The organism is Paenibacillus sp. CCS19, from assembly GCF_033239625.1.
Lineage (GTDB): Bacteria > Bacillota > Bacilli > Paenibacillales > Paenibacillaceae > Paenibacillus_T.
Map to the genome: position 1 here is coordinate 96,241 of NZ_BTCK01000010.1, position 17,302 is coordinate 113,542.

Sequence of the window (17,302 nt, forward strand, 5' to 3'; positions counted from 1 at the left end):
TGGATGGCGATTCTAATCTAGATTTAACATTCGTTTCATACTCTGTTGAACATTGTGCTCTACAATGAACACAGTCAAACAAATGATCTAACCCATTGAAAGCGAGAGTGACCTTTCCTCATGAACCGAACGAATCGCCGTCGGAAGAACCGACTCGTCCAGACCGCAGCCGCAGCCATCGTACTTGCAGCCGCACTCAGCCAGAGCAGCAGTCTGCTGTCGGCAAGACCCGTCGTCCGTGACCAACAAGATGTCCAACCGAAGCCAGTGCTCATCGCCCAGCATGCCATGGGCCTCGACAAAAGCGCTGTGTAGTCCCATTCGCATTCCTTTCCTAAACTCAACTCTATCCCCGCAGATAATCACGCCGTCCGCAGCCCTCTGCCATAAGTAAGTGCTCCAACCTACTGTTCTGATGCAAGAATGCTCGTTCGCCTCGCACATCCAACGCTCCTTCAGCCAACTATCCCCCGCCAATCCATACATGCTGACTCCGCCCAGAATAGTCCTTTGCTCTGCCTCCACCCGTTGACACTTCCATTCGTATTAAAAAAGCACCGCATGCCGGCGCTCTGCCGGTTATGCGATGCTAACGAGTCTTACAAATATTTGAGCGGGTTCTGAACGACGCCGTTCTTCTGAATCTCGAAGTGAAGATGCGTGCCGGTCGAATGGCCCGTATTGCCCATTACGCCAACCTTATCGCCCTTCTCCAGGATCTGGCCCTTCTTCACAGAGATCGACTTCATATGCCCGTACAACGTTTTGTAACCATTCTTATGATTGATGATAACGCAATTGCCGTAGCCGCTCTTCTGTCCAGCGAATTCAACGACACCATCATCGGCTGCCATAATCGTGCTGCTGCCAACCAAGTCGATGCCTTCATGCAGTTTGCCCCAACGTCTGCCGAAGCTGCTCGACAGCGTGTGACTGCTGATCGGCCAAGAGAATGCGCCCGAGCCTTCGCCTTGTACAACCTTCGTGCCTTTTACAACGATCTTCGGTGTACCTTTCTTCAGCACCTCGTATCCGATCAGCTCTTCGCTCATCAGATAACCGTTGTCCTTCGTCAATCGGTACGTCAGACGTTTCTTGCCGCCGCTGCCCTGCTGCAGCACCTTCGACTCGCCAACGCGCATATTTGCACTCGTCCGATACACGACCTGAGGGTCAGTCGTCACAACCTCCGATACGCTCTCCACCGTGCGAACAGTGACTGCCGGTTTCTTCACCGTCAGATCGAGCACATCGCCGACCTTGATCAGATCGTCTACGATCCAAGGGTTATTCTCATAGATAACTTGCTTCGAGATATTCATGCTATCTGCTATACAACCAACACAGTCGCCTTCGCGGACCGTATATTTCGTACTTGTAAGATTGCCAACGACGAGTTTCTGATACAGCGTCGCCTCATCCACGATCTTCGTTGGGTCAATATTGACCGCTGTCTTATCGATATCATCGATAATTTCGACTTTCTTCAGCTTGCGATCCGAGCCTGTGTCCGTATCACCGCTGTATGCGAGCGCCGTTACTTGCCCCGACGACTTCGCCTTGGTCTGTGGCGTGAACTTGTTCTTTACCTTCTCCATAATGCGATCGGCCGTCTCACGGTCTTTCACCACGCCGACAACCTTACCGTTGACCTTCACTTCAACGCCCGTAGCATAGGAGGTAAGCATACCTTCCAGCTTCGCGATTGTCGCTTCCGTCTCCGGCTCTGCCTTATAGCCGCTTGCCGGCTCATAGGACACTTTGCCTGTATCTAGTACCATATTCACATCTGGGTGAGCCTTCTTGACTTCATCTGCCTTGCTGAGCAGCATAGCTTCTACCGACTCGGGCTTGTCCACTGTGCCGACCAGCTGGTCGTTCATCTTAACATTATAGTAATCTACCGTATTGGCCTCTACGTATTGTTTGCCGCCTACGACTGCAAGCACGCCAACAACACCGACCACGGCCGTAATCAACGCGACTCGGCGATATCGGTTACCGGATGCTCCCTCTGGGGCTCTAACTAGCGATACTGCTGCTTTCCGAACATACCGGTACAACCGTAATACGGCTTGCAATCCGGTATTGCCCGGCTTGGAATCCTTGTTAACGGTCATGACAATCTCCTTCTCTTTTCTAACCTCTTATACTCTCGTTGGCATAGATTGGATATATTTGGAATTAAAAACAAATAAAGCGTAACATTCGCTTGGAATGTTTACGCTCTTTACTGTACCATAGTAAAAAAGTTGGAAGCAAATAATTCGGTTCGACAAAAGGATTAATATTTTTTCAGAATGTCCATAAACTGCTTATATTGTTCCTCCGTTAGATACTGAGCGACAATTTGCTGGATATTCGTCAGCTCTTGATCCGTCAAGCCGTTCTCCGTATAAGTGGATATGGTTTGCCACGCTTCCTGCGGCAATTTCGTTGCCAGCAACTCGAACAATTGGTCTTTATCCGCGTCAGTAAGCTGGTTTTTCGCTTCGGTCATTTCTTCTGTCGTAACCGCTGTACCGCCCGCTTCCGTCTTTGGTCCTGTACCGCCGCCGCTGCCTGTTATTGCGCCTTCTTTATCCTGGCCGAACGCGTCTATAGCAACTGGATCGTCACCAATCCCCTCTGTCGAATTGCTCCCTGTGGCACTATCATCTCCGGTTGATGTCCCATTCGCCCCTTCACCCGCTCCATCTCCAGTCCCGTTCGTACCGGTACTGCCGTCATTTGTCGAAGAACCCGTACCGTTGCCGACGCCATTCGTGCTGTTCGTGCCATTTTCGCTGCTATCATCGCCATTCGAAGAACTGCCCTTATCGGCAACTCCTGCGTTATCGGCCGTCACCGGATCGGCTCCCCACAGCTTGCCCCACACGCCTGACAGCGCGAACGGCTGCACATCCAGCGGCATATTATACTGCTTCAGCAGCGACTCTACGTAACTATTGACGATATAGCCGGTTGTCCATATAGACAAAAAGCTGGCGATCAGACCGACAGCTATCGCGCGTCCGACCCAGCCGAACATTTTCCACATGCTTATTCCCTCCGTATCCTCTTGTGACCGCTCCTACGGACGACACTCTCTATCTCTTAGGCTTGTCTACAACCAGTATGGTCAGCTAGAGAGGAAGGTAAACTTGCACCGCCTAAATCCTCCTGCTAAGGAGGACCCCATGGGACGTTGTCCCCTGGGACCCCTTATTTTGAGAATCTAACTGCTTTATTTTTCTTAACGGCTTAAACCAAATTTTCTACCCACCTAAATCCTCCCTGCTAGGGAGGACCCCCGGGGTTTCCAACCCCGGGACCCCGGTATGAGGAACGTAAGGGGTAGAGAGGCGCGGTTAAGTTACTGCGTGCTGAGAGTCGCGTGCCCCTGTGGGGCTCAACTCTTGTTCGAGCTTGTTTTTCACCCACGTCCTCCGCTCCGAGGAACGTGGGAAGTAGAGAGACGCGGATATGTTACTGCGTGGTAGGAGTCGCGTGCCCCTTGGGGGCACAACTCTTGTTCGAGCTTGTTTTTTCACCCACGTCCTCCGCTTCGAGGAACGTGGGAAGTAGAGAGACGCGGATATGTTACTGCGTGGTGGGAGTCGCGTGCCCCTGTGGGGTACAGCTTTTGTTCGAGTGTATTTTCTCTCCTTGGTCCTCCTATGGAGCCTCGGAAAGAAGGGCGGGCAAGCTATGGCATGCTTAGATCGAGTGCCAATATGTACTGCTTAAGTTAGCCTATTTTCTCGAGCTTACTAAGAAATAAGCGTTGGTATACCACACCTATTTCCATATTGACTGCTCTAAATCAGGATTAAGTGGAGCTTTTCACCACTTACTATTAGCCGGAGTGCAGCTATTCGTGCCTAGTAACGGATTAAGTGGCGTTTTGCCGCATCTATTTATGGACATAGATACAACACCAAACAACAGGTGTGCTTTTACCCGTCTTAGTTTCCATAATATTTTCACAAACCCCGAGCAAACAAAAAAGGCAACCAAAGCTTTCGCTTCGATTGCCTTCCTCTTTATAATTACGAATTACTTGTAGATTGGCGTTACGATGTTCGTTTGCTCGCGGTTACGGCCGACCGAGAAGATCGCGATCGGAATGCCCGTCAGCTCGGATACGCGCTCTACGTAGCGGCGCGTGTTCTCTGGCAGATCCTCGAGCGTCTTCGCGTTCGAGATATCTTCGCTCCAGCCTGGCAGTTCTTCATACACCGCTTCGCATTCCGAGATCAGTTTCAGGGATGCTGGGTAGTGGTGAATGATTTCGCCGCGGCATTTGTAAGCGACGCAGATCTTAACCGTCTCAAGACCGGACAATACGTCCAGCGAGTTGAGCGACAGGCCCGTAATACCGCTCACGCGGCGAGCGTGGCGAACAACTACCGTATCGAACCAGCCGACACGGCGTGGACGGCCTGTAACCGTACCGTACTCATGGCCGCGGTCGCGGATCCATGCGCCTGTTTCATTGTCTTGTTCCGTAGGGAACGGACCGTCGCCAACGCGAGTCGTGTAAGCTTTGGCTACGCCGATAACTTGTTGGATCTTCGATGGACCTACGCCGGAGCCGATGCACACGCCGCCAGCCGATGGGTTCGACGAAGTTACATACGGGTACGTACCTTGGTCGATGTCGAGCATAACGCCTTGCGCGCCTTCGAACAGTACTTTCTGGTTCGAATCGATTGCGTCGTTCAGTACAACGGAAGTATCCGTTACGTATGGACGCAGCGTCTCTGCGTGAACAAGATATTCTGCGATGATCGATGCAGCGTCAAGCGGCTCGCCGCCGTACACCTGCTGGATCACTTGGTTCTTCTCGGCGATGAGACGAGTCACTTTCTGCGTGAACTCCTCTGCATCCATCAGATCAGCGATACGAATACCGTTGCGTGCTGCTTTGTCCATATACGCAGGGCCGATACCTTTGCGCGTCGTACCGATTTTGTTATCGCCTTTGCGCTCTTCTTCAAGACCGTCAAGCACGAGGTGATAAGGCATAATAACGTGCGCGCGGTCGCTAATTTTCAAGTTATCCGTTTTGAAACCATTCTCATGAATATAGTTAATTTCATCGATAAGAGCCGATGGATTGATTACCATACCGTTGCCGATGACACAAATTTTATTCTCATTGAAGATGCCCGAAGGAACCATCGTCAATTTATACTTTTTATTACCGATCAGAATCGTATGACCCGCATTATTACCGCCTTGGTAACGAGCGACGACGTCGGCACCTTCCGCCAAATAATCGGTAATCTTGCCTTTCCCTTCGTCTCCCCACTGCGTTCCGACAACAACAACCGTAGACATGATCATACCCCCGCCCGATGCTGACTTGCACCGAAAATTGATTGCCAACTCCGATCAGACGCCCAGCTCGTCCTTCGTCCGCGACCTGTAAGCTTTCAGTCATGTGGACAGGCAGAACCAAGGCCGCAATCGAACTGAAGGCAGCATGACTAGTGTATCAGCCGCACCGCTCAAAGTCAATTAAAACGCGAACAATTATACAGCGGCCTATGCGAATGTTCGGAAATAATACAACTCTTCGTCCAGTGAATTGCATTCTGGATTATTATTTGCGGGCGATGTTGATTTTATGAGCGGGATACAGCCTATTAATCAAAAAAAGCCCGATGCATCGCATGCATCGGGCCGCTTGTTTCAATTTCAATTCCTATATAACTGTAACTATGGCGTCGTTATGAGGCCGGTTCTTGATGCGTTCGGTCAAGACCGACGAACTTATTGAACTGCTTCAAGAAAGCCAGTTCAACCGTACCGACCGGACCATTCCGCTGCTTCGCGATAATGATCTCGATAATGTTCTTCTTCTCGGATTCCTTATCGTAGTAATCGTCACGGTATAAGAACGCAACGATATCGGCATCCTGCTCGATCGATCCCGATTCCCGAAGGTCAGACATCATCGGACGCTTGTCCTGCCGCTGCTCTACGCCCCGCGACAGCTGAGACAGTGCAATAACCGGCACTTCGAGCTCACGGGCGATCTGCTTCAGCGTACGCGAGATTTCGGATACTTCCTGCTGCCGGTTCTCGCCTGCTTTGCCGCGGCCTTGAATGAGCTGCAAGTAATCGATCAGAATCATGCCGAGTCCGCGTTCCTTCTTCAGCCTCCGGCATTTTGCACGAATGTCCGCTACTGTAATACCTGGCGTGTCATCGATATAGATCTCCGCCTCCGACAGCGAGCCGATCGCCATCGTCAGCTTTTCCCAATCGTCGCCCTCAAGGAAACCTGTCCGCATACGGCCTGCGTCTACGTTCGACTCGGCGCAAATCATACGCTGGCAGAGCTGCGCCGCGCTCATCTCGAGACTGAAGATGGCCACGGTTTCCTTAGCCCGCACGCCGACGTTCTGTGCGATATTAAGCGCGAATGCCGTCTTACCTACGGAAGGACGAGCAGCTACGATGATCAAGTCGCTTCGTTGAAAGCCTGAAGTCATCTTATCGAGGTCCGAGAAGCCCGACGGAATACCGGATGAACCGCCCTTATTCGAGTAGAGCATCTCGACCCGTTCGAATACCTCCATGAGCACATCCCGGATCGAGATAAAGCCGCTGCTAGAACGACGGTTTGAGATTTCAAGAATTTTCTGCTCGGCTTCGCCCAGCAGTGAGCCGACATCATCCTCTGCCGCATAACCGCTCGATACGATGTTCGTTGCTGTACGAATGAGGCGGCGGAGCATCGATTTCTCTTCGACGATCTGTGCGTAGTACTCTACGTTGGCCGCGGTTGGAACAGCATTCGCCAGTTTCGCGAGATACGTAATGCCGCCTGCCTCTTCGAGCATCTGACGGTCTTGCAGATAGGCGGTCAGCGTAACAAGGTCGATCGGCTGACCGCTTTCGCCCAGCTCGACCATCGCTTCGAATATGCGCTGATGCGCTGCGCTGTAGAAGTCGTCGCTCTTCACCCGCTCCATTGCCGTAATCAGCGCTTCGCCCTGCAGCAGGACGGCGCCGAGAATGGCCTGCTCCGCCTCCAGATTTTGCGGCGGTATACGGTCAAATGCCAATTGATCCGGGTTCATGCTCATGGGATATCACTCCTTACATCAGGGTCTTTGAGCGGAGCTCAAAGCCACTCCGCTGCTACATCAGGGTCTTTGAGCGGAGCTCAAAGCCACTCCGCTCTTGTCTATGGTGTTCTCTAGTCCCCTTTAAACGAACAGCCGCCCGCGGCCGGCGCTAATCATTCATGCACCTGACTCCGCGAGCGGATTGTCCTTCTATTACAGCCTGCATAAGGCAGGTTTCATTCAGCGTTATTCTTCGGCTGCTTGCACCTTCAGCGTCGTCTTCACTTCCGTGTGAAGCTTCACAGGAATCTGGGTTACGCCTAGCGTACGAATCGGATCCGCTAGCTCGATCTTACGTTTATCAAGCCGTACACCTGTCTGTGCTTCAAGCGCCTCGGCAATTTGCTTGCTTGTAATCGCACCGAACAGTCGGCCGCCTTCGCCGGCTTTTGCCTTAATGACAACCGTCAGCTCTGCAAGGCGAACGCCAAGTGCCTGCGCATCTTCCTTCTCTTTATCCTTGCGTTTCTGCTCGGAGTTCTGCTGTGCTTTCAACGTATTAATGTTGCCCGCCGAAGCTTCCTTTACGAGACCCTTAGGCAGCAGGAAGTTGCGTGCATAACCTTCGGAGATTTCTTTAACCTCGCCCTTCTTGCCTTGTCCCTTTACATCTTGCAGAAAGATAACCTTCATTCGAATAACCCCTCTTCCTTTTCGATCTCTTCTAGAATTCTGCGCAGCCGAGCCGATGCTTCCCGCACGCCGCATTCCAGCTGCGCAGCCGCATTCGTCAAGTGGCCGCCGCCGCCAAGCCGCTCCATAACGACCTGTACGTTCATCGCACCGAGCGAGCGGGCACTGACGCCGATCAGACCATCCGGCCGTTCGCTGATGACGAACGAAGCGTAGATACCGGTCATATTAAGCAGCGTGTCGGCTGACTGCGCAATGTGAAGCTGCGAATATTTGCGACCCGGCTCCGTCACCGCAATCGCGATATGGTCATACAGTACCTCTGCATGCTTGATGATATCCGCCTTCAGAATGTACTCCTCAAGATCTTCCTTCAGCATTCGCTGAATGAGCATCGAATCGGCGCCGTTGCGACGCAGGAACGATGCAGCCTCGAATGTGCGGGCACCTGTCCGAAGCGAGAAGCTCTTGGTATCAACCGTAATGCCTGCAAGCAGCGCTGTTGCTTCACGTACATCTAGCGATATCCGCTCATGAATGTATTGCAGAAGCTCCGTTACGAGCTCACATGCTGATGAAGCATAAGGCTCCATATAGACGAGCACGGACTTGGAGATAAACTCCTCGCTCCGGCGATGGTGGTCGATAACGACGATTCGATCGGTCTGCTGCAGCAGGCGCGGCTCTTTCACCATGGATGCTTTATGCGTATCCACAACGACTGCCAGCGTCTTCGATTCAACAAGATGAAGCGCCTGCTCCGGCGAGACGATTCGCTTGATGATGCGCTCGTCCTCCTTCAGCATCTCCATCATTCTCTGAATCGCCGGGTTGATACCCTCAAGCACAATGTAGGCTTCCTTATTGAACAGCTGGGCCGCCTTCAGCACGCCGATGGCTGCGCCAAGAGCGTCCATGTCCGGCATGCGATGGCCCATAATGACGACATTGTTACTCTCTCGAATCATATCCCGCAGCGCATGCGCGACGACGCGGGCGCGTACCCGCGTACGCTTCTCTACCGCATTGGACTTGCCGCCGTAGAATGACTGCCGTTCGCCAACCTTCACAGCCGCCTGGTCTCCGCCTCGTCCAAGCGCAATATCAAGGCTCGTCTGCATCCACTGACCAAGCTCCGTCACCGATTCAGCGCCGGCAGCGAAGCCGATGCTGAGCGTGACCGGAATTTTGTTCTCTGCCGTAATCTCACGCGCCTCGTCAAGCAGCTCGAAGCGGCTTTGCTCCAGCTGCTTCAGTGTCTTCTGATCGGTAATAATGAGGAAACGGTCCGAGCTGAGACGCTTCAAATAAGTGTGATACTTTTGCGCCCAGTCGGTAATTTCCGTTGTGACCTTCGATAACAGCGTCGTCCGCTGTTGATCGTCCATCCCCTGCGTCACTTCATCAAGGTTATCCATCAGCACCACGCCAAGCGCGAGCTTCTCGTCATCATGCTTGCGGGCCAGCTGCCACATAAGCGTAATATCGTGGATATAGACCATTCGTTCCTTGCTCTTGAAGTTAAGCTCGAACACCCGATTGCCAAGTGTCACTTCATAGATGCCTTCGCTGTTCTTGCTCTCCTTCTTCGAAGGGAACAATTCCCCGAGCGGCATGCCCACGACCGAATCCTGGTCAAAAATGCGCGCCGCATAAGCGTTGTTCCATTCCACGATACGCTCATCATCATAAATGATAATACCAAATGGCAGCTCGCTAATAACCTCGCTGCCTGCTTTCTTCACCCGATAGGACAACGTCCCAAGGTAGGATTTCAGGTCGCGCCGGAATGCCCGCTCCGCATAGACGGCGTAGATGCCTACCGCAATCGTTAAGATCAGTCCTGCCAATCCGATCACCCAGTTGAAGAAGGTGAGTGCGGCCGACAGGAGCAGCAGCAGCACGAACGCCCATAGCTGGTGCATGCCGTGCCATCGCTTGACTAGAAACTTAGGCATTTCTTCTCCGCTCCTGTGTCATCGTTTCTCGAACGCCTTCCGAATCGGGAAAGCTGTATCCAGCAGACCAATAAGACTGAGCGGCGGCAGCATGAACACGACAACCGCTATTACGAACGGTACGGCTTTCGACCAGCTGCGCTGCTTCGCAATAAAGTAGAAGAAGCCAATCGTTTGAATCGTGAATGCCAGCTTGAGCAGCGGCACCAGATTCAGCAATGCAACCGACAGAAACGAGTCATCCGACTCAATGATCATGCTAAGCACTAGAGCGACCAAATAGTAAAACACCATGATGCGCGGCAGCTTCCAATCATGCGCCTTCGGCATGGACGGCACACGCATATCTAATCGATTGAGCACAACGTGGCTAATATATTGCGTTACGGCCGCATAGAGGAACGATACCGTAATAATGACAACCGGAATCGATTGCGTAACCATCTTCACGAGCGAATCCGTCAGGTCCGCCGACCACTCGGCTGGCAGCAACCCATCATTGTGCAGCGTGTTCGTCATTTCCCGTATCTCATTGCCCATCTCGCCGATCAGGGACAGATCGAAGATTAGATTGAATAAGAGCAGCTCAAGCAGCATAATGCCGAGCAGCGACAGTATACCGGATACCAGTACTCTTCCCGGCGGAGAATGTTTCACGATCAAGTGCCCCATAATGACCGACGGTACGATGAAGAAAAGTCCGAGCAGCGGGGCGACCCAGCCAAGCAGCAAGGACGATACGGCCCATACGATCGCGATATGAACCACGAAAGACCGGCGTGACAGTGATGCGTACAGCACCACGTAAGGAACCATCATTAACAGAATGGAAATAACGTTAAGTAGGGGCACAGCCATCGAGAGCATAAGCAGAAGAAGTACTGCGCTCCAGATCAGCGAATGTTTGCCGGTGTTCAACCCGTTCACCTCTTGCGAATATGATCTTCCAGTCGCGATAAATCGCCATAATCGTCTTCCAGCGTATGGCCTTCCTGTGAGAGCCTGCGAAGCTTAGCGAGCACGGCGTCATCGAGTTCCTTGTAGGAGATTCCTAAGCGCCGTCCAAGAACATAGCAGCTGGAGATCAGACTCGCCAGACTGTCCGTCAGCCTGACCGTACTTCCCTCCCACAACGACCGAAACAGCCGAGCCACCTGATCGACGATCTCCGTCTTCAGCCAGTCGATTGTTTGTGCGCGCTTCGCCACATCCATTTCGCGTTCAGTACCTCGCATACCGAAACCTCCTCCACTTTCCAAGGTGAAACGGCTGTCGCCCATTTGAATGGCACAGTTTGTTTCATTCGGGAGAAATCCAAGTCCAAGTATAGAGTGAAACTTATACTTCCTTGGATTTGATCAAAGCGTCAGACTCCAGGGTGTGCATTCACTAAAGCTTTACAGCTCATTATAGCATAAATCCGAAATCGTACACATGGGGCGCACCGCTAGGCGCTTCAGCCAGTAACAGTCATGACTGTGCTTCATTCGACGAAAACAAACCTGCTTATTTTCCTATGTCGACCATCATCTGTACATATTCGAGCAACTTAGACATGAATATGATGATTGGCAGTGCCTGAAACTTTTTTTCCCCACATTAGAAGGTAAGTGAGCGGCAATAGCAGCGTTGCCCTATGGAAGTGACGAATCCTCTTCAATACCTGCTATTGTCCAAAATAAAAACACCTGCAAGGTCATCTCCATTTCATCAGACATGGACATGCAATCCTTGAAGGTGTTTTCGTTATGCCGCCTAAAGGCAGGCCATATTAAGCCGTATCGGCTGGTTATTATACCGATGCATAATGGCAGGCCGCAAAATGGCCTTTCTTCACTTCAGCGAGCGCCGGCGTATCCTTGGCGCACTTCTCGGTTGCGAGCGGACAGCGCGTACGGAACGGGCAGCCGCTTGGCGGATTGATCGGGCTCGGCAGCTCGCCTTTAAGCTCCACACGCTCCCGCTCCGCCTCGATATCAGGGTCAGGAATCGGAATAGCCGACAACAGCGCCTGCGTGTATGGATGCGCTGGGTTCGCGTACAGCTCGCTGCTTTCCGCCAATTCCACTACTCGGCCAAGATACATGACCGCAACTCGGTCACTGATATGCTTAACCATCGACAGGTCATGCGCGATGAACAAGTACGTCAGTCCCATCTTCCGCTGAAGGTCCTGCATCAAGTTCACGACTTGCGCTTGGATCGATACGTCCAGTGCGGAGATCGGCTCATCGGCGATGATGAACTTCGGCTGCACCGCGAGCGCGCGGGCGATACCGATCCGCTGGCGCTGACCGCCGGAGAACTCATGCGGATAACGCGTCGCGTGATCCGGGTTGAGACCGACAACATCAAGCAGCGACTCAACCTTCTTCTTCCGCTCGGCACGGCTGCCGGCAAGTTTATGAATATCGAGCGCTTCCCCGATGACATCGGTAATCGTCATCCGCGGGTTAAGCGATGCGTACGGATCTTGGAAAATCATCTGCATATCGCGGCGGACTGCTTTCATTTGCGAACCCTTCAGATCATACAGCGATTTGCCGTCGAACATAACGTTACCGGAAGTCGGCTCGTATAGACGCATGACGGTCCGTCCCATCGTCGACTTGCCGCAGCCGGATTCGCCGACGACGCCAAGCGTTTCGCCGCGGCCGATTTTCAAATTCACATCGCTGACGGCTTTCAGAATTTGTCCCCCGCCGAGATTGAAATGCTTATTCAGATCGTGAATTTCGATCAGCGCATCGCTGTTCGATGTTTTCACGAATGGTGCTGGAGCGCTGCTGTTCATGCGCTTTCCCCTCCTTCACCGGCGAGCGGGTGATTGAGCCAGCATGCGGCCCGATGATCTTCACCCTCTACCGATACGAGTGCCGGATCGTTGGGCAGACAGACGCGCATTGCTTCTTTGCATCGTGCAGCGAATGCGCAGCCTGCTGGCGGCTTGATCAGATCCGGCGGTGTGCCGTAGATCGGAATAAGCGGCTCGTCCTTCTTCTGGTCAAGCCGAGGTACCGACTCAAGCAATCCGCGTGTGTACGGATGCTTCGGATTTTTGAATATATCACGGGTTTTACCCGACTCCACTACCTTGCCTGCATACATAACGATGACACGATCCGCTACGTCAGCAACAACGCCAAGGTCATGGGTAATAAGAATGATCGATGTACCGAACTTCACCTGCAGATCCTTCATCACGTTCATGATCTGCGCTTGTACAGTCACGTCCAGAGCCGTCGTCGGTTCATCGGCGATCAAGAGCGATGGATTGCACGCCAGCGCAATTGCGATCATCCCGCGTTGACGCATACCGCCCGAGAACTCATGCGGATATTGGTTGACCCGCGATTCCGGATTCGGAATGCCGACCAGCTTGAGCATCTCGACCGCACGCTGCTTCGCTGCTGCCGCGCTCAGGCCTTGGTGCTTAACGAGACCTTCCGCAATCTGTTTGCCGATCGTAAGCGTTGGGTTAAGGGAAGTCATCGGATCCTGGAAGATCATGCCCATCTCTTTACCGCGGACACTCTCCATCTGCCGGAGCGACTTCGTCAGAATCTCTTCACCCTTGAACGTAATGGAACCTGTCGTTACAGCCGGAGGGGAAGGAACTAGACGCATGAGTGACTGAGCCGTTACGCTTTTGCCGCAGCCAGACTCGCCGACGATTGCGACCGTCTCTCCCTTGTTGACGTGGAAGTTAACGCCGCGAACCGCCTGTACGGTTCCGCCGCGAACTTTGAAGTTCACGCGCAGATCCTTAACCTCTAATATTCGTTCCATGGCTGCCACCTCCTAAAAGTTATTTATTTGTGTTTCTCCACGAGCTACTTTGTATTTGAGCTGCCTTTTGCAGCGATTTATTTCTTCATCTTCGGATCAAGCGCGTCGCGCAGACCGTCGCCGAAGATATTAAAGCAAAGCATCGTCAAGCTGATCAGAACAGCCGGGAACAGCATCCGCCAAGGATAGATCGTCATGGCTTTCAATGCATCATTGATCATCGTGCCGAGCGATGCGGCAGGCGATTGAACGCCAAGACCGAGGAAGCTTAGGAATGCTTCCGCGAAGATTGCATTCGGGACCGTCATCGTCAGCGTAACGATAATCGGACCAATCGCGTTCGGAATCAGATGCCGGAACAAGATCCGTCCAGCGCTCGCGCCAAGCGAGCGGGAAGCGAGCACATACTCCTGATTCTTGAGCTGCATAATCTGTCCCCGAACGATCCAAGCCATGCTGATCCAGCCCGTTATACTAAGTGCGACTACGATGGTAACCATACTCGGTTCCAGCACGACAATGAGCAGGATGACGATGAGCATGTTCGGAATGGAGTAAAGAATATCGCAAATACGGTTTAGAATCTCATCGACCTTGCCGCCGAAGTAACCCATAATACCGCCAATAATGACACCAATAATAAGGTCCACGAGTGCTGCATATAAACCGACCTGAAGCGAGATGCCTGCACCCATCCACGTTCTAGCGAACATATCGCGACCGAGGTCGTCGGTACCGAACCAGTGGTTCGAAGATGGCTTCTCGTTCGTTGCCATCAGATCGTTCGACTGATAGTCATGACCGCTGATCGATTGACCGATGATTGCCATGAATACGATGATCAGCAGGATGATGAGGCTCGCCATCGCATATTTGTTAGAGCGCAGACGCAGCCATGCGTCCTTCCAAGCCGAAATGCTTTCCCGGACAACGAGCTCGCCTTTCTTCTCCGACTGGTCCAGCTTCTGAAAATCAGCCTTCGTCAGCCCTTGCGCATCAACGGCTTGTCCTTGCTTTGTCTCGATCGTTGCCATCGCTTACCCCTCCTTCCTGCTGTTCAGCTTAATGCGTGGATCAATGAATGCATAAGCAATATCCGTAGCGAAACGTGCAAGCATCAGAATGACAGCGTAGAACAACGTAAGACCCATAATAAGCGTATAGTCACGGTTCGTAATGCTGTTAACGAAGAACTTGCCTAGGCCGCCGATACCAAATATCTGCTCTACGATAACGGAACCCGTAATAATGTTGGCCGTCATCGGTCCGATGTAGGTAACAACAGGAAGAATAGCATTGCGAAGCGCATGCCGGTACAGAATGATGCGTCCGGACATCCCTTTCGCACGAGCGGTCTTGATATAGTCAGCCGTCAGCACTTCCAGCATGCTCGAACGCGTAAGGCGCGCGATGAATGCAGCCGGGAGCACCGCCAGCGCGATAGTCGGCATTACATAGTCGGTGATATCGTTCAATCCCGCAACATCGAACCAGCGCAGCTTTACACCTAAGAAATACTGCAATCCGGATGCGACGACGAAGTTCGGAATCGATACACCTAATACGGCAAGGAAAATGGTGAACGTATCAAGAAACTTACGATGATTCAATGCTGCAATAATACCAAGCACGATACCGGCTGTAACCGACAGAATGATGGCGAAAATGCCAAGCTGCAGGGAATACAAGAAACCGGTTCCAATAATGCTAGAGACAGTAGTGTACTGCTGCTTCATCGACATCCCGAGATCAAGATGGATGAGGTTGTTGATATACGTGAGATATTGCGACCATAGCGGCTTATCCAATCCATACTTCGCTTCGAGCATGGCCCGAATCGCCTTCGGAATTTCTTTCTCCGACATGAATGGATTACCAGGGATGATTTTCATTAAGAAAAAGGTTGCCGAAGCAAGGACGAATAAAGATACGACCATATAGAGCAGCTTCTTCAGCAAGTAACGTATCATGTGGGCAATGCCTCCCCAAAAATGGTCGTTCAAACAGCCGCGGGATATATGCTCAGTACTCGCACATATCCCGCTCTGTTGAACATGACCTAATCAATGGTCCGATCAGTGATCGTCCCTCTTAGCCTTCGTAGTATCCGCGCGTGTAATCGATATCGCCTTTATAGTCGATAAAAATTCCTTTGAAACCTTTCTTCTCCAGGAACACGTCGCTGTAGTAGTAGATCGGCAGAATCGCACGCGTGTCGATCAGCATCTTCTCAGCTTGAGCCATGAGGCTCATGCGCTCTTTTTGGTCTGTCGACGCATATGCTTTCGCTACAAGATCGTCGTACTCTTTGCTTGCGAAGCCTGTGTTGTTATTGCCGCTCTTCGATGTGAACAGGTCAATGTACGTCATTGGGTCATTGTAGTCAGCGCCCCAACCTGCACGTGCAACTTGATAGTTCAGCTTGTTGCGGTTCTCGAGGAACACGCCCCACTCTTGGTTCTCGATCGAAACTTCTACGCCAAGATTTTTACGCCACATATCAGCAATTGCTTGAGCAATCTTCTTATGGTTGTCATTCGTATTGAACGTCAGCTTGATTGCTGGCAGTTTCGTCATACCCTCTTCTGCCATGCCTTCAGCAAGCAGTTTCTTCGCTTCGTCGAAGTTCTCTTCGAAGTACTTGTCCGATACTTCCTTACGGAATTCTTCCTTCTCGCCTGCAATGCCCGGAGGCACGACGCCGTACGCTGGAATTTCGCCTGCGCGCGTTACTTTATCTGTGATGTCTTGACGCGTAATCGCCATCGAGAAAGCCTTACGGATTTTCTCGTTGTTGAATGGCTTCTCCGTCGTGTTGAACAGATAGTAGTACATGCTTGCGATACCTTTTTGGTTGAACTCGTCTGGATTGCTCGATTTCAACGATGCCAGCTGGTCGGCTGGGATTTCACCTGTCGGTTTGCCTGCCCAGTCGAGCTGATCCGTTTGATACATGCTCAGCTCCGTTGCAGAGTCTGCAACTTCGTAGAATTCTACGCCAGCAAGCTTCACTTGATCTTTCGCGTAGTAGTTCTCGTTAGGTACGATTTTAATCGACGTGTTTTTCTGCCAGTCGCCCATTTTGAACGGACCGTTCGAAATAATCGTCGATGCGCTAGCTGCCCATGCTTCATTGTCTTTCACCGATTGGTGAACCGGGAAGAACGTTTGGAACGACATCAGGCTCAGGAAGTACGGCGTCGGCGAGTTGAGCGTAACGACGAGCGTATGCTCATCTGTCGCTTTTACGCCTACTTCATCAGCCGTTGCGCCTTTGCCCGTGTTGTACGATTCAGCGTTCTTGAGGTAGTACAGTTGGTAAGCATACGATGCTGGCTCGGGTTTCAGCTGCGGATCAAGCACGCGTTTCCACGCGAATTCGAAGTCGCCTGCTGTTACCGGATCCCCGTTGCTCCATTTTGCATCAGTGCGGAGGTGGAACGTGTACGTTTTGCCATCTTCGCTGATGTCCCATTTCTCTGCGATGCCTGGTACGTTCTGACCATTCTCATCTTTACGAGTCAGACCCTCGTACAGGCCGTTCAATACCGTGAACGATACTTGGTCTTGCGATTGTGCCGGGTCAAGCGTTGGTGGTTCGGTCGAGATGTTCATGCGGAACACTTTGCTTGTAGCAGCACCAGACTCCCCAGTCTCCGTACCTTTGTTCTCATCCTTCGGCGTACATCCGCTGATGAGCAGGACGACCGCCATTACTGCAGCGAGCGATGATAGCCCTAACTTGAACTTCATTGTCACACATCCTCCAATGGTCTGTAGTGTACTGCATGATGTTGC

Annotated in this window: 14 protein-coding genes; 1 reads left to right on the top strand and 13 read right to left on the bottom strand. The window is 52.0% G+C overall.

Going from position 1 to position 17,302, the window contains the following annotated elements; all coding sequences use genetic code 11:
* Positions 1–120: 120 nt before the first annotated feature.
* The gene (locus tag SBI19_RS09860; RefSeq protein ID WP_317967512.1) at positions 121–315 is read left to right on the top strand and encodes a hypothetical protein; all 195 of its coding nucleotides are present in this window, start codon (positions 121–123) and stop codon (positions 313–315) included.
* A 284-nt stretch (positions 316–599) separates the two neighbouring features.
* Here the strand turns inward: SBI19_RS09860 and SBI19_RS09865 are convergent, their stop codons facing one another.
* The 13 genes from SBI19_RS09865 to SBI19_RS09925 form a co-directional block, all read right to left on the bottom strand.
* Positions 600–2,120 carry a M23 family metallopeptidase gene (locus tag SBI19_RS09865; protein WP_317967514.1) on the bottom strand — a complete coding sequence of 507 codons (1,521 nt, stop codon included), beginning with the start codon at positions 2,118–2,120 and terminating at the stop codon, positions 600–602.
* 164 nt (positions 2,121–2,284) lie between these two features.
* Positions 2,285–3,040, bottom strand: coding sequence for a hypothetical protein (locus tag SBI19_RS09870; RefSeq protein WP_317967516.1), 756 nt, complete (start codon positions 3,038–3,040; stop codon positions 2,285–2,287).
* 998 nt (positions 3,041–4,038) lie between these two features.
* The gene (locus SBI19_RS09875; protein ID WP_317967518.1) at positions 4,039–5,325 is read right to left on the bottom strand and encodes an adenylosuccinate synthase; all 1,287 of its coding nucleotides are present in this window, start codon (positions 5,323–5,325) and stop codon (positions 4,039–4,041) included.
* Positions 5,326–5,717: 392 nt separating this feature from the next.
* On the bottom strand, positions 5,718–7,082 hold the full coding sequence (dnaB, locus tag SBI19_RS09880) for a replicative DNA helicase (protein WP_317967520.1): 1,365 nt from the start codon (positions 7,080–7,082) through the stop codon (positions 5,718–5,720).
* 228 nt (positions 7,083–7,310) lie between these two features.
* Complete coding sequence (gene rplI, locus SBI19_RS09885; protein ID WP_191204621.1) at positions 7,311–7,757, bottom strand: 50S ribosomal protein L9; 447 nt, start codon at positions 7,755–7,757, stop codon at positions 7,311–7,313.
* Positions 7,754–9,715: a DHH family phosphoesterase gene (locus SBI19_RS09890; protein ID WP_317967523.1), complete on the bottom strand. Its 1,962-nt coding sequence runs from the start codon at positions 9,713–9,715 to the stop codon at positions 7,754–7,756. The genes rplI and SBI19_RS09890 overlap by 4 nt, the downstream gene beginning before the upstream one ends.
* Positions 9,716–9,733: 18 nt before the next feature.
* On the bottom strand, positions 9,734–10,633 hold the full coding sequence (locus tag SBI19_RS09895; RefSeq protein WP_317967525.1) for a DUF2232 domain-containing protein: 900 nt from the start codon (positions 10,631–10,633) through the stop codon (positions 9,734–9,736).
* 5 nt (positions 10,634–10,638) lie between these two features.
* A complete protein-coding gene (locus tag SBI19_RS09900) occupies positions 10,639–10,950 on the bottom strand; it encodes a MazG-like family protein (RefSeq protein WP_317967527.1) in 312 nt (103 codons plus the stop codon).
* Positions 10,951–11,507: 557 nt separating this feature from the next.
* Complete coding sequence (locus SBI19_RS09905; RefSeq protein WP_317967529.1) at positions 11,508–12,509, bottom strand: ABC transporter ATP-binding protein; 1,002 nt, start codon at positions 12,507–12,509, stop codon at positions 11,508–11,510.
* Positions 12,506–13,504: an ABC transporter ATP-binding protein gene (locus SBI19_RS09910; RefSeq protein WP_317967531.1), complete on the bottom strand. Its 999-nt coding sequence runs from the start codon at positions 13,502–13,504 to the stop codon at positions 12,506–12,508. Before SBI19_RS09910 ends, SBI19_RS09905 begins: the two co-directional genes overlap by 4 nt.
* A gap of 77 nt (positions 13,505–13,581) precedes the next feature.
* Complete coding sequence (locus SBI19_RS09915; protein WP_317967533.1) at positions 13,582–14,538, bottom strand: ABC transporter permease; 957 nt, start codon at positions 14,536–14,538, stop codon at positions 13,582–13,584.
* A gap of 3 nt (positions 14,539–14,541) precedes the next feature.
* A complete protein-coding gene (locus SBI19_RS09920) occupies positions 14,542–15,474 on the bottom strand; it encodes an ABC transporter permease (RefSeq protein ID WP_317967535.1) in 933 nt (310 codons plus the stop codon).
* 121 nt (positions 15,475–15,595) lie between these two features.
* Positions 15,596–17,257: a peptide ABC transporter substrate-binding protein gene (locus SBI19_RS09925; RefSeq protein ID WP_317967537.1), complete on the bottom strand. Its 1,662-nt coding sequence runs from the start codon at positions 17,255–17,257 to the stop codon at positions 15,596–15,598.
* Positions 17,258–17,302 lie beyond the last annotated feature (45 nt).